The 14,784-nt window shown below is 43.9% G+C and carries 11 protein-coding genes; 3 read left to right on the top strand and 8 right to left on the bottom strand.

All coding sequences use genetic code 11. The features are described from left to right. The first annotated feature begins 15 nt into the window (after positions 1-15). The 3 genes from GMES_RS15855 (at position 16) to GMES_RS15845 (ending at position 6,001) form a co-directional block, all read left to right on the top strand. A complete protein-coding gene (locus tag GMES_RS15855; protein WP_006993753.1) occupies positions 16-2,094 on the top strand; it encodes a 4Fe-4S binding protein in 2,079 nt (692 codons plus the stop codon). Positions 2,095-2,288: 194 nt separating this feature from the next. Continuing rightward, entirely contained in the window at positions 2,289-3,434 is a 1,146-nt protein-coding gene (gene nosP / locus GMES_RS15850; RefSeq protein WP_006993752.1) for a nitric oxide-sensing protein NosP, read from the top strand. After that, on the top strand, positions 3,431-6,001 hold the full coding sequence (locus GMES_RS15845; protein WP_006993751.1) for a hybrid sensor histidine kinase/response regulator: 2,571 nt from the start codon (positions 3,431-3,433) through the stop codon (positions 5,999-6,001). Before nosP ends, GMES_RS15845 begins: the two co-directional genes overlap by 4 nt. Here the strand turns inward: GMES_RS15845 and GMES_RS15840 are convergent. From GMES_RS15840 to GMES_RS15805, 8 genes are all read right to left on the bottom strand, one after another. Next, a complete protein-coding gene (locus GMES_RS15840; RefSeq protein WP_006993750.1) occupies positions 5,998-6,654 on the bottom strand; it encodes a response regulator in 657 nt (218 codons plus the stop codon). The two genes, GMES_RS15845 and GMES_RS15840, sit on opposite strands and share 4 nt — an antisense overlap. A gap of 142 nt (positions 6,655-6,796) precedes the next feature. Then, entirely contained in the window at positions 6,797-6,961 is a 165-nt protein-coding gene (locus GMES_RS22310) for a hypothetical protein (RefSeq protein WP_006993749.1), read from the bottom strand. A 105-nt stretch (positions 6,962-7,066) separates the two neighbouring features. After that, positions 7,067-8,224, bottom strand: a complete 1,158-nt coding sequence (locus tag GMES_RS15830; RefSeq protein ID WP_006993748.1) for a porin — start codon at positions 8,222-8,224, stop codon at positions 7,067-7,069. Between the two features lie 215 nt (positions 8,225-8,439). Continuing rightward, a complete protein-coding gene (locus GMES_RS15825; RefSeq protein WP_006993747.1) occupies positions 8,440-9,762 on the bottom strand; it encodes a DUF3422 family protein in 1,323 nt (440 codons plus the stop codon). Between the two features lie 34 nt (positions 9,763-9,796). After that, entirely contained in the window at positions 9,797-10,537 is a 741-nt protein-coding gene (locus tag GMES_RS15820) for an ABC transporter ATP-binding protein (RefSeq protein ID WP_006993746.1), read from the bottom strand. After that, on the bottom strand, positions 10,530-11,300 hold the full coding sequence (locus GMES_RS15815; protein ID WP_407636010.1) for an ABC transporter permease: 771 nt from the start codon (positions 11,298-11,300) through the stop codon (positions 10,530-10,532). The genes GMES_RS15820 and GMES_RS15815 overlap by 8 nt, the downstream gene beginning before the upstream one ends. 67 nt (positions 11,301-11,367) lie before the next feature. After that, a complete protein-coding gene (locus GMES_RS15810; RefSeq protein ID WP_006993744.1) occupies positions 11,368-12,408 on the bottom strand; it encodes an ABC transporter substrate-binding protein in 1,041 nt (346 codons plus the stop codon). Between the two features lie 93 nt (positions 12,409-12,501). Then, positions 12,502-14,706 (bottom strand): TonB-dependent receptor, encoded by a 2,205-nt coding sequence (locus tag GMES_RS15805; RefSeq protein WP_039987632.1) that lies wholly within the window; start codon positions 14,704-14,706, stop codon positions 12,502-12,504. Positions 14,707-14,784 lie beyond the last annotated feature (78 nt).

The raw sequence follows: 14,784 nt of genomic DNA, 5'->3' as shown, positions 1-14,784 counted from the left end.
ATTCGCTGATCCGACATGCGCTTACTTTACCAATTTAACTACCTCGCGTTGATTATTGGCACATTGATGTCCTTTTTCTCATTGGCCAGTCACGCAGATACCGTTTCTGCTAACATTGCACAATTATTTCCAAGCGCCACCAGAGTCGAGGCGCCACTTAATGACATTGCTGTTACGCCTGTATATCAATTAAATGAGTTGCTGGGATACACATTTGAGTCTGACGATTTCACGCAGTTTATTGGTTTTTCTGGACAAACAATCAACCTTCTCATCGGTTTAGATACCAAAGGGATCATCACGGGTATTAAAGTCCTCAATCATAACGAACCGATTTTTTTGCATGGCCTAGGGGAAGAAGCCATGTTCTCCTTTATCGCGCAATACCCTGGACACTCAATCAAAGAACGCTTCATCATTAACAGCCGTGAACAACACTCAGCTGAAAATACCTACTTTGATGGTGTGACCCGAGCGACAATTTCCGTCCTTGTTATCAATGACACCATCATCGCTTCGGCGCTTGCGGTCGCTAGGCAAAAACTTGACGGATTTTTAATCGCGCGTCCTCATCAAATTAAGCAAGATTTCTATCATCCCTTGACCTTCAAACAATTGCTCGAAAAAAAGTATATTCACCATTGGGTGGTAAGCACGAAAGAGGCAATGAGCATTTCCTCCAAGTTAGCGCAGAAAGTTAAAAGCTTATCTGATGGCTATGATGACTTTATAGATATCTACGTTGCGTTCGTCAATATCCCGATGATTGGTAGGAACCTGTTGGGTGACGAAGAGTACAAGCGGCTTTTAGAAGAACTGGCACCCGGCGAGCACGCTTTAATGCTATTCAACAAAGGGCGATATTCCTTCATCAGCGAAGAGTTCATTCCCCAAACAACCTCCAGCCGATTAAACGCTGAGCAAGGTGGGTTTCCGGTAGATGTACGAGACATAGATTTCTACAGCTTCTACCCACCAAGCTTTGCTATTGAGTTACCAAAATTTGATGATAAACGTGTGTTTCGCATCAAATCTCAATCTGGGTTTGATATCAGCCAACAATTCAATTTGAATCTTTTAGTGAGTTATCATTCGTCATTCTTGAATCAACAAGAACATACGTTTACTTTTACGAGTGCCCCAAGCGCAGACTTGTTTGAAGAGACACCTGATGAATTAAGGAAAATCAGCCAGCGTCCACTGTGGCAAAAAATATGGCTGGATCGCCCAGTACAAATTGGCCTCACCATGCTCTATCTACTATTCGTTTTATGGGTGTTCATCACGCAAAACTCCCTAGCCAAAAGCCAAACCAAAGTACATCGACTGCGTTTCGCCAGTTTAATATTTGTACTGTTTTTTGTGGGTTTCTACGCCCAAGGCCAACTTTCCGTGGTGAATATATACACTCTGCTGCTCGCCCTAGGGCGCGACTTTAATATTACGGTTTTTCTGCTCGATCCGGTTATCTTTATCTTATGGGTGTTTGTGATCGCCACCCTATTTTTATGGGGTCGAGGGGTGTTTTGCGGCTGGCTATGTCCTTTTGGTGCACTTCAAGAATTTATGGGTATGCTGGCAATAAGGTTGCGTATTCGCCAATTAAAAATTTCACCAAAGCATCACAAGTTCGCCCAGAAGATCAAATACTTAGTGCTTCTAGGTCTAGTAGCATGTTCGTTCTATTCCCTTACATTGGCAGAAAAGCTAGCCGAAATTGAGCCCTTTAAAACATCCATTACATTGAATTTTGTACGTTACTGGCCGTTCGTTCTTTATGCGCTGCTATTGCTGGCTTTAAGTTTAAAAATTCATAAGGTGTATTGTCGCTATTTATGTCCTTTGGGTGCCGGCTTAGCCGTACTTGGACGTTATCCGTTCTTTAAGTGGCTAAGGCGCCGCAAAGAATGTGGCAGCCCTTGTCAACTTTGTCGCAATAAAAAATGTGCTATAGACGCAATAAAGCCGACTGGTGGCATTGATTATAATGAATGTATTCAATGCCTTGAGTGCCTTGTTACCATTGAGAGTCCTCAACTGTGTGTGGTGGACAAATACAATAAAAAATCCATAAAAGTACGAGAAGTAAAATAACGCTAAGCAGAAACTCTGCCTAAATAATGCTGAACGTTTGTGATATCAGCTTGATTTCAACACAGACCACAAGCTACGTGCTTACCCTACTCATCTGCTTTGGTAAAAGCATTTTGCACTATATGATTAGCGAAAGAGCAGTCGTTACGTGATGCTAGATTTCGGCTCACAACAAAGAATAAAGGCTTTCAATAATGTCCAATATAAAAACAATAACAGCAATTACCCGCTCCATTGACCCAGCCATAGCCGCCCAAGAGTTACGTCAACAACTGTCAAACCCTCATATTACGTTTGTTCTTTTCTATTGTTCATCTGTGTACTCATTACAACGCTTAGCAAGCAACATGGCGTCTGCTTTTGAAGGCGTTGATTTAGTCGGTTGCACCACTGCCGGTGAAATAACCCCTAATGGTTACGAACAGCATTCCATTATCGCCATTGGCTTTAGCGCTTCTTATTTTGCTATTAGCACGCAAATCGTTGAATCAATGGAGAACTTCACCTTAATAGATGCCCAGGAAACAATTAACAAGCTAACCGAAAATTGCTATGTCAAAAAACTTGCTGCAATCAAAAATAACTCATTTTTATTGACGTTGCTCGATGGTTTATCCGCAGACGAGGAGCAATTCTTGGTCACCCTCAACTCAGCTTCAGGCGGTATACCTCACTTTGGCGGCTCTGCTGGTGACGACATACATCTAGCTACAACACATGTGTTCTATCAGGGGTCGTTCTACCAAAACGCGGCTATTGTTCTGATGGTAAATACCCCTTGTGCATTTGAAGTCTTCAGTTGTAACCATATTAAATACCCCACAAGTAAGGTCGTAGTAACCGCTGCGGATGCCGACAGTCGCACTGTGTTTGAGTTAAATGCTGAACCTGCAGCCCTCGAGTACGCAAGATTATTAAATGTAGCCGTAGGGGAGCTTAGCCCAGAGCTATTCGCTCTGCATCCATTGGCGGTTAAAGTCGGAGGACAATACTATATTCGTTCCATTCAAAAAGTGAATGAGGCTGACTTCAGCCTGACCTTCTACTGCGCCGTAGATGTAGGCATTGTGCTGAGTACTGTGGTGATGGATGATATTTTCGCATCACTTAGCAGCGAGTTGAGTCGTATGACCTCCCAGTATGGAGAGCCTGAATTGGTATTGACTTGCGATTGTTTCTTGCGCCGTCTCGAAATAGAGCAGCGCCAGCAACTCCAGCAAGCTAAGGAGTTGCAACAGCGATACAACATACGTGGTTTCAACACTTATGGAGAACATATTGATGGCACGCATTTAAATCAAACGTTCACCGGCGTTTTCATCGCCGGAGGTAACAAATGAGTGGGCAAGAATTACAACAAGAGTTAGCCAAGTTAAGAGCTGAAAACACCAAGCTTAAAAAAATTAATGAGGCACTCATTTCTAGAGTTGAACAAGGCGGGGGGAATCAATATGCGCCTTACGCGGCGTTTGAACATTCCGTGCACTTAGCTGAACAGGTCAGAGAAAAAACTCAGATTTTAAATGAAACCTTGGCCGAGGTTGAGCATAGCCACCGCGCACTAAAGCAAGCCAACGAAGATGCGAATATCTTTAAACAACGTTTTATTGACGCCATAGAAAGTATATCTGAAGCCTTTGTACTGCTCGATAGTGACGGGTTGATACTGCTACAAAATTCTAACTTTGCCACGTTCTGGGGTAAAACAGGATTGGCTATTAAAGAAGGCGCCAATTTCAACGATTTGAAAGATAGAGCAAAATCCAGCGGTATGATCAGGCGTGCAAGCCCGGGGGGCGAACAAAGCAGTCCGGTGTATCAATTAGCCGATGGACGTTGGTTTCAACTAAACGAGCGGCGCACAAGCGAAGGTGGTTGGGTGATGTTGTACACTGACATCACAGATGTCAAAGTAGCCGAGACAGCGCGCTACGAACAAGGCATGATTCAAAAGTCCATGCTGCTACAAGGCTTAATAGACAACTTATCCCAAGGGGTTGTCATGATCAGTAATGCCAATCAAATTGAAGTGTGGAATAACCGATTTGTGCAAATGAGTCAGCTTTCCCCGAATCAATTGCGTTCTATGCCTTACTTTCAGCATTTAACTAATTTGACCGAATTGGAACTCGGCGAACGCCCCCGGAATAAAGACGGTTATTATGTACAAACTCTCTCAAACGGCACCGTACTAGAAATACGCGACCACAGATTACTCAACGGGAAATTGATTAAAACCTATACGGATATCACAGTTCGTCATCGCTATGCGGAATCTCTGGAAAAGAGCGAACGTTGGCTGCGACTGATAACTGATAACGTACCAGCCATGATCGCGTATATTGGCAGTGATTTAAAATTTCAATTCACCAACCAAGTCTACGTAGATTGGTATGGTTGGCCCCAGGGCAGCCTAGACGGCGAATCAATCAAAGATAGCCGAGTAGATTCTGATTACAGCCAGCTTCGTCCCTACATTGAACGTGCGCTAAAAGGAGAAAGTGTCAGCTTTGAAATAGCGGAAAAAAATCACGCTGGTGAATCTAGGTATTTGCTAAAGTCCTACGTACCTAATCGCAATAGTGAAGGTAATGTACAAGGTTTTTTTGTTTTAGTAAGAGACATAACAGAACGCAGACGCAACGCAGTCGCCCTACAAAAAGCCCACGACCAGCTCGAAATTCGGGTAGCTGAGCGCACATCCCAGCTCAAAAGCCTCAATGATGAACTCATCATTGAGGCTGAAGAGCGCAGGCTTGCACAGGTCAACCTGACCACAGCAAAACGTGAAGCTGAGTTTGCCAACATTTCAAAAACAAAGTTTCTTGCTGCGGTTAGTCATGACTTACTACAGCCGCTTAACGCAGCCCAACTTTTTACCAGCTCATTAGGCGAAACGCTCGTTAATACAGAGTCCCTCCCAATCGTAAATTCGTTAACCAATTCCTTAGATGATTTAGAGAATTTAATCAGTACATTAATAGATATCTCAAAGTTGGATGCCGGCGTAGTAAAAGCAGATAAAGGAGTGTTTAAACTCTCAGAGCTGCTGGATAACCTGGCCAATGAATACCAACAAGCTACTGGCCAATACAATATCGAATTACGCTACGTGCCATCAGACATCACAGTGTATAGCGACAGCGTATTACTCGCCCGCATTTTGCGTAACTTTATGTCTAATGCGTTTCGTTATGCAGCGCAGGGTAAGGTATTGTTGGGGTGTAAACGTAGGGGTGATCACGTGGCAATAGAAATATGGGATACCGGCTCCGGCATTGCACAAGATCAGCTCACCGAAATCTTTAAAGAATTTAAACGCTTAAAATCCTCTCAAAGCGCCTTTGGTAATGGCCTAGGATTAGGACTGGCCATTGTCGATAAAATCGCCCATGTACTAGGCCATAAAATCACCGTAAATTCTGAACTGGGCAAAGGTTCTGTATTTTCAGTCACCGTGCCCATATGTGCTAAGCAGGAGCAGCCAAAATATTTAGCCAGCGCGCAAAATTTTGTTAACCCAACAGATTTTTCACATTGTCGGATTTGGTTAGTTGATAACGACGTCAGTGTGTGTGAGGGAATGTCGCATTTACTCAACGGCTGGGGATGCAACACCGTCACCGCAGTGAGCTTAGAGGAGTTAAAGAAAAAGGTAAATATTGCTCACGATGAGGTGGATATTCTAATGTTGGATTACCACCTAAACGATGGTGAACTAGGGGTAGATGTGGCACAGCATATCAACCAAACGCGGCGAAGCACCCTGCCTACTATTATGATCACGGCTAACTACAGCCAGTCACTCAAAAATGAAATTAAGAACAGCAAAATATTGTTGCTTAATAAACCGGTAAAACCCATGAAACTGAAAACATCTATGCTCTATCTATTACGAAAAGCTTAGCGTTTTAAATACTGATTAAAATCAATATCACCGCAACCTACTACCACTTTAACGCGGTTTGTAGCGCCCAACTTTTTAAGGATAGATGACACATGAGACTTAATGGTTGTCTCTGAAATATGCAGATTATAAGCAATCTGTTTATTGGCCTCACCTTTCGTTAAATGTTTTAGCACGATGAGTTCACGGCGAGTCAATAGCGATATTTTTTCGGGAGAAATTTCACATTCATTTGCCTGGTTAGCAACAGCCTGACTTCGCATAATATTAGGCGGTAAGTACACGTTTCCAGCAAACACACTTTGAATGGCTTCCCCAATCACCTGCTTTGATGAAGATTTAGCAATAAAGCCAACAGCGCCATAAGAAAGGGTCTGCAATATTTTTTGCTTTTCAGTTTCAGCCGATACAATAACGACTGGCGTGGTGGGGCATTCATTGCGAACATCCAGTAAACCATTAAGACCCGTCATCCCAGGCATGTTCAAATCGAGTAAGATCAAGTCTATTTCGTCATTGCTTTTGACTAACTCAAGCGTTGATTCAATGTCTTCTGTTTCATAGGTAGTAGAGCCAGGAAACGCAGAACTAATCGTATTGATTATCGCTTCACGGAATAATGGGTGATCATCAGCAACTAGAATTTTATACATGATGCTTAACACTATGTTTTAAATAAAATATTCTACCTTATTTAGTGCTTTCAACCCACCAAAAATTAACAGTTATTTAACACAAAAATGCAGTAAAATGCGGTATTTCACCGCATCAGGTAATAAAACTTTCCGATTAACCTTAGGCTCCAATTAAAATGCCAGGCGTGCCCCTAGATGATATGCGCATAGTATCACTTGCCAAGCTTGATATTTTATCGCCCATAGCGGCAAACTCAGTAAAGGTGTAAGGCAGTTCATGGGTTTTAACAATACCTAACGCCTTATGAAGCATGGCTAAGTGCAAAACATAATCCTGCTCAAACTGTACCTGGTCTTGGCTGAGGGTGCAGCACCAATAATTTTACCCTGTCCATTTGGGAACTCTTCAGTTCGCTGCAGTTTATTCAGCTTAGAATGTCACCACTGCACCAACGGAAATCGTATCATTATCTTCTCCTGCCAAGGAATTCGTTACGTCTGCTTCAGTGTGGTTGTATTCGAAAACAGCAGTTAGTCCAGGGCGAATTGTATTAAAGTAAGCTAAGCCCGTATTCGTATGTTCGGCATCCAGTACACTGTCGGTATTTTCCACTTCAGTTCTTCCATGAGTGACAACAAACCTATGGTCTTCCATGGTGTAGGACGCTTGAAACAACATGCCGTCAGTTTCGATCACCTCAGGTCCAACCAACTGATCGAGCCCTGCGACATGCCCTAACCCTTTAGTGCTATAACCCGAAGCACTCAACGCTAGACCCGCAAACTTTACTTTTGCACCATAGCCTACGCCGGATTGGTTTTGTTCTATACCATCTACTTCACTGGATTGGCTAACACCACTTAACCATGCCATGAATGAACCACTATCGAAGGTCGAGTTGTACATCAATTCGGCCTCAAAACGCGGTAGGTCTTCAGAAGAATCAGACGACAATTTATTAGGATCCATCAGGCCAACTGCAATTTTGAAACCATTGAATTCAGGAGACCGATAAGTGATTTGAGCCTTAGGAAACGGATACGTATAGCCGGTACTGATATTACCGAAAGTTACGTTCCCGCCATCAACTAAGCCAAAAAAGTCAGAGGTTTGACCGAAACCCAAGAGTAATTCATCGTTTAAAATACTGGCGCGGTTAAACAAACCGAAGTCTTTACCGATAAGCACTTCCCCCCAATCAGCTTTAACCGTCGCATAAAATTGGCGCACATCAATCAATGAGCCGGTGCCCAAATCAGCTGGCGATGCGTCTCGATTGTTATCGGAATCGTTTATGGATACCCAAAAAGAAGAGCGCATTTCAATCTTCATATCTGACAACTGATTTGAAAAATTAAACCCCACATTATTGGGTAAAAATCCCATACGTACTCGAGACTGATCTCTGTCTGTACCTACCCCTGTTGCATCGGTGGTTTCAATTGAACTATTGGAGTAAAAGGCATTGACCAAACCGTCAGCACTGAAGCTCAAACCGTTATTTTCGTATATGTCTATTTTAGCTGCGGCACTGAAAGAGGAAGCTATAGCCACTGACAAGGCGCCAAATTTAGTTAATGTGTTCATGATTGTGTTTCCCGTTTTTTGTTATCGTTCAACGGGATCATATAAACACCAGCCTTGCTAAAAAATTACTCGTGGTAATGAAATCACGCATTATTTAGTATGACGAAAAAGAACTAGTACTTAAGGAGGGAAGCTTTAATCAAAGACAGTTGTTCTCGCTGGCTTAGCTGAATCGAGTAAAAGGAAGTAAAAAAGAAACCAAGCAAATAAAAACGTTACTGGAATTGTTTTTTGATTGCCCGCAAGAGAAAGCGCATTAGGAGCCAAGTAAATAGTAAAAGTGTTGGAACAGCAACGCCCTTCACTAGGATTTTATCAAGCGCTAAATTAACCGATGCAAAGGCATTTAGTACGTAATCTAGCAGGCTCATAGAATAATATACAATCGCCACAATCGACACGCCTTCCACTATTTGTTGCAATCGCAACTGCACTTCGCCACGTCGATTGATTGCCGCAAGCAGTTTTTGGTTTTGTTGCTCAATAGATAGGTCAACACGTGTTCGCAGTAAACCACTTGCCCGCTCTATGCGAGAGGTTAAGGCATCTAACCGGCGCGTTAACGCCTGGCACGTCTTAACACCTGGACTAAGCCTTCGAGTGACAAACTCGCTTAAGCGTTCTTTATGGCTGAGCTCTTGCTCTTTGAGCTGGGAGATTCGTGAGCACACGAGTTCATAATAGGCATCCGTGGCGCTAAAGCGATAGCTAATATCAGCCAGTATTTGCTCTGTTTGACTGGCTAAATGCGACAAAGTGCTAAGCATTTCTCCATCATCAGCCTCGTTAATGCTCGCCATACTTTGATTTATCCCCACCAAACGTTGTTCTATTTGTGCCACGTCAGCTGATAACGCTTTAGCGATGGGCAAACTTAATAGCGCCATCATTTGATAGGTTTCAATTTCCAGTAAACGTTGTACCAAGCGCCCAGCTTGATAGGTATTCAGAACCGATGTTTGAATATACACCCGAGAAAAGCCATCACTGTGAATTCGAAAGGAGGTAAATACATTTGCTCGTCCACTGGATACCGTGCTGCCTAACACCTGATGGTTTTCAAATGCCTGACAAAGCAACTCGTCACTAGGTGGTTCTGCACTTAAAATGACGTTAACAGCACTAACAAGATCGCCAACCAGTTCGTCAAACCATTGCTGGGGTACAAACTCGATAGCAAAACTGTCAAACAACGCCTCACTGACGCCCTTTCTGATGAAGGTGTAACTGGAAAACTCTAGATGTCGTTCCCAGCGGATTTCAAAACCAGTGAAGCTCTGGTAATAGCAACAGGCATCGGGTTCAGGTGGTGGTACGTTATAGCGTGCGCACAAGGAACATAATTGTTTTAGCTCTTGTACACGTTGGTCTTGGTTAATCCGCACAGCAATATGACTAATACTAGTGCCAGTAGCAATTTCTACACTAGGCCGATTGTGTAATTCTTGACCCAAATTTTGCCGTGTTTCTGAAACCCATAAACGAGGCGTGTTTTTAGTATTTCCCACCGCAGCTTCTTTATTAAGTTGTATCGTCATTCTGGTGGCTTCATTAACGTCTAGTAAGCGAACATCAATTGACACTGCCTGCAAGCAAACTTGGGTGTTTTGCTAATAGAGCAGCTTGCCAGCTTAGTTCATCAGTGCCTGATTCTGTTCGCGGACGCCTCAGAGTAATTGACTCTTGGTGCACTATACGACTTGGTGGCTGACTCAAAAATAGAATTCTATCGGCCAAGTAAACCGCTTCTTGTAAATCGTGAGTGACGAAAATCACACTACATCTTTGCCGCTGACAGAATTTAATCAGCAATAGACGCAGACGCGCTGCCGTAGGGGCATCAAGGGAATTAAACGGCTCATCAAGTAATAATAACTTGGGGTTAATAAGAAAAGCACGAGCAATGCTGACTCTACGCTGCATACCTCCTGACAAAGTACGAGGGTAGCAATCTTGTTTGCCTTCGAGCCCAACACTTGCCAGCAATTCGCTGATGGTGTCCGGTCGACTGTTTGGCTGTACTAACAATAAGTTTTGCTCAATGGTTAACCAAGGCATCAATCTAGGTTGTTGAAATATGTAACCAATTTGGGTACACATTTGGCCGTAGAAACGCTCGCCTTCAAATACAATACTGCCCGCCTCGCTCGGCTCCAGGCCGCTTATCATATTAAGCAAAGTCGTTTTACCACAGCCTGAAGGGCCAATAATTGCGACAAATTCCCCTGCGGCTAAATTAAATTCAATATTATCAAGTACATTCGTGCCATGGATGTACTGTTTATTTTCGATACGAACATTGAGTTCAGCCATGCGCACTTCCCCGAGCAATTAATTTATCAAGAGGACGGAAAATAGCACCTTCAACGCAAAGTATGATGCTAATAAAAGCACACGTGTAAGCCAATATGCCAGTGATGTCAAAGAACTGAAATTGGGTATTTAATGCAAAACCAACTCCGTCACTGCGCCCTAGTAACTCAACAACTAGGACAATTTTCCAAATCAATGACAGTCCAGAGCGAGCTGATGCCATGATAAAGGGATACAGTTGCGGCAAAAATACTTTAAAAAAAGTACGACTGGGCGATAGTCGGTAGATTTTTGCAACAGCCAACAGGTCGCGGTCCACGACCCTCGCCCCTTCTCGGATCATCACCACGACCGTAGGAATCTTATTTAGCACCACTGCCGCAATAGCAGCACTTTCTACCAAACCAAACCAGATATAGCACAGCAAAATGGTCACCAAAGCAGGAACGTTTAAAGCGATGATTAATGCCGTATCAGTCAATTTATTTAGCTGTGAATAGGACCCCATCAGCACGCCGATTACCACACCAATGAGCATAGAAATCACAAAACTGATGGCTACACGATTAAGGGTGGCCCAGAGGTTTAAGAGCATATCCCCTTGGGTTAGGTGAAAATGAATACTGCTGAGCACCGCAGTACAACTGGGAAAGTCGGGGCTGGCCACCAGCCATGCGACTACTTGCCACAGCACCCCAACGGCTAGCACAGTCGCTATACGGCTAAGTAACCAGCGGCTCGTAGCCTGGGTCAAAAATACCATTGGGGATAGACGGGTAACAAAAACCGGCCAATTAATGACAGTCTGGTTAGCGCTGTGCTTAGGAATGTCATCGAGCGCTTTCATCTTCAACCACTGGATTCCAGCTCAATAAACGCTGGTCAAATGCATAGAACGTATGCTCATCTAAGGATGTGGCATTGCCCACCAAACTATGTCCACCATGCTGGGCCAATACAGCAAATATGTCTTTCGTTGCCGTTAATTCTTGAAGGCCAAACCGATGCAAAAGCCCCCTTCTATATTCGGTTTGTAAACGCGTAAACACCTCATCATCTTCTGCTTTAGTTAAACCGCGAATTCGCGTCCATTCTTCATCCGATGAGTAAAGAATTTGCTTTGCCGCCAATGATGCTTGCAAGAAGCCTTTTATGCTATTCGCATGCTGCTCAGCCCAAGGTTTTTTGAATGCCCAGCCAAGTAGAGGCACATCGTTTTCAATATGAAGTGCGTGTAATATCTCAGGCACGGTAACCAATAGTCTATGTCCCTTGGCTTTTAAGCGTGCGCCGTAGTGCCAAAAGTTGATCCCCGCATCGAGCTCTCCCCTTAACATGAGTACGTTGAGTAAGACAGGAGACATAAAACTCGGTTTAGTTTCATTTTTTATATCAAAACCATATTGAGCTTTTGCATATGCTTGCAGTAACAACCAGTTTTTATCCACCTCGCCACCAGCAATACCGACTCTTTTATTCGCTAAATCGCGAACGTCCTTAGCGGGTGAGTCATTTGCAACATATAACCCGCCCGTGGCAATCGAGGTAGGAAAAAGCGTGATATCTTTATCGTTAGCGCGCTGGCGATTTACCCATAGCCAATCGGTTAAAATGATGTCCACCGCATCGCTTTGCAAAGCCACTGCTGAAGCATTTTTACTGCCCAAAGATAATACGTCTAACGTGAATCCGTATTTTTTATCCAGCTTGTGGTGTTTAATCACATCCACTTCCCAATTGACAGTGCCGTATTTCAACACGCCCAAGCGCACGTTTGGCGACTTTTGCGCAAAGGCTTTCATACTGATAGCCATCACTATTACGACCAAGCTAAATATCAGCAAACGTCTTATTTCTGCGCCCTTGAACATGGACTACTCCTTTTACGCTTAATCGAGCAAATTGCGTACTAGACTCGAGTGAACCTGCACGCGTTTTTTAATAGATGACACATATCCCAATTATTAAAATCTCGCTTCAATGCCCAAATGAATAGCTCTAGGTTGGCCTCCAAAGTAGCGGTAAGAGCCAAACGCATAATCCGCGCGACTGGCATATCGCTCGTCTAGTACATTCTCTAGCCTAGCTAATAGACGCACCTTATCAGACAGAGAAAATTGTCCACGTAGCTGCAACAAATTATGCCCTTGGTATTCATGCTCATTCGATGGGTCTAGGTAATAGCTACCCACATGCGCCCATTCGAGCTCCAATGATGAGTCTTTAGTGGGCTGCCAAGCGAGGCGAATATTGCCCAGCTTACGTGGAGCCGTATCCACGTCATTCCCTTTTAGCACACCGCTATTGGCGTGTTCTGATTCGTATTGATGTATCGCGTAAGTGTAATTAACCGCAATAGACACGTTGCTAAGTAAGGGATAATCCATACCCACTTCTACCCCTTTGTGAGATGTTTCAGCATCAGTCACATTCAGGCCATCGTCGTCTCTAAAGAAGAAGTGATCTTTGGTCATGTAAAATGCCACCAGTTCAAAGTTCATATCATGGGCTAAACCTCTTACCCCAACTTCTTGGCTAGTCATTTTTTCTGATTCAATTTGCCCTACCACTTGCTGATTTTGAATGCGGTACAAGTCAGTGGTCTGCGGGGCTCGAAACCCCTGAGACCAATCAGCAAAAAGTGCTACGCTCTCATTCATCAAATAATTAAACCCAATCTTTCCGCTGACATTGTCAAAATCATCTTTGCTATCAGCTGGGCGTTGATACAAACATGCGACAGGCTCATTATTACCATTGACACATGGGCTGCCGTCAGCCTGTGTGGTTCCATCAGCAAGTCGATTTTCATAATCGTAATGGGTACTATCAAAACGTACACTAGCCGACATTCTCAACGCGTGACTGTATTGCCAGTCAGCTTGAACATAAGGGGCCAAAGTCAACGCATTAACCTCGTAGTCGTAATGCACACCTTGCTGGCGCGCTTTACCAAAGCTAAAGGTACTGGCCTTTTGTTGTGTTTCAGTCAGCTCGCCTGAGGTCCACTCTGCATCTGCGCCAATAACGAGCGCCAAGCTCGGGTCGAATTGCCAGTGATAACTACTGGTCACGCCAATGCTGGAGTGGCTATTTTCTTCTATCGCTTCAGAGGGTAAATAGTGTTGGCGAAACTCCATATCGTTTGTTCTGACGTAGGGCGTGAGCACAAAATATCTGTCATCAGATAAAGTACGTTGCCATTTGCTCGCGACACGTATTGATGACCACTTTCGATAAGCGTCGTCTTCGCAGTTTTTTTCCATGGCTTGAGTGTCTTTAAACAAACGAGCATCTGCGTAAGTCGATTCAAAGCAACCTTCGCCATTGTCGCCAGAGGCAATAAAACCCGCTGTGTTTTGATCAAGTACGAAGCCGGAAACACTCGTCGTTATCGAGTCTTGCTCATCACTGTATTCATGTCGCAACCCAACTTTGGCAGATGTAAAGTCACTGTTATCGCGATATCCACCATCGTCTATCAATTGCGTATTAATGCTTAAACCGTGTGCACCAAAATCGTTGCCCAGGGAACCTTGCACTTGATAGTGCTCGTTTGGCCCAAGTAACAAAGTCACATCACCGCCGTCACGAACCGCTTGACTAATGACATTCACCACACCGTGAACCGCATTTGACCCATAAATCGCACTTGCTGGGCCACGCACAATATCGACTTCTTGCGCTTGCGCTAGATTTAGCTCTGATAAGCCGTTGTTATTCGCAAAGCCTGCAGCACGTGTTGCGATACCATCCTCTAAAAACAAAAAAGCCCCCCCTGCGCCAGGCCCTGTCACCACGGGAGACCGCAAGGAAGGCAAAGATTCCATCCCGTTATTGGCTTGTACGTACACACCTGTGGCGCGATTAAGCAAGTCGCTCGGGTAAATTGAATGCACTGTTTGAATGTCTTGCCGATTGATGCGCGCCAAATTACCAGTCAGTGTTAATAGATTTTCCGCTTGACGCGTGCCTGTAACAACGATGACATCAGATATATCAGTCTTTGTAGCTGTTAATTCAGCTCTGTCTTCTTTGATTATCTTTGTTTCAGCAGCATCTCTCTCGACAGCTTTGGCTTCAGCGATAGTTGCAGCAGCTAAGCTTGTAGCAGCCAACATGGAAAGTGGAAAAACAGTGATTATTTTGTTAACTGACTTTCGAAACATCACAATTCTCAAAGTATTCGTTAATGTATGTTTTATGCTATTGCCAGCCCTGTTTTTATTCTTTCCTCCTTTAGTATG

Origin of the sequence: Paraglaciecola mesophila KMM 241, assembly GCF_000315015.1 — a bacterium.
GTDB classification, from domain to species: Bacteria; Pseudomonadota; Gammaproteobacteria; order Enterobacterales; family Alteromonadaceae; genus Paraglaciecola; species Paraglaciecola mesophila.
This window is presented reverse-complemented; position numbering and strand designations above follow the sequence as displayed.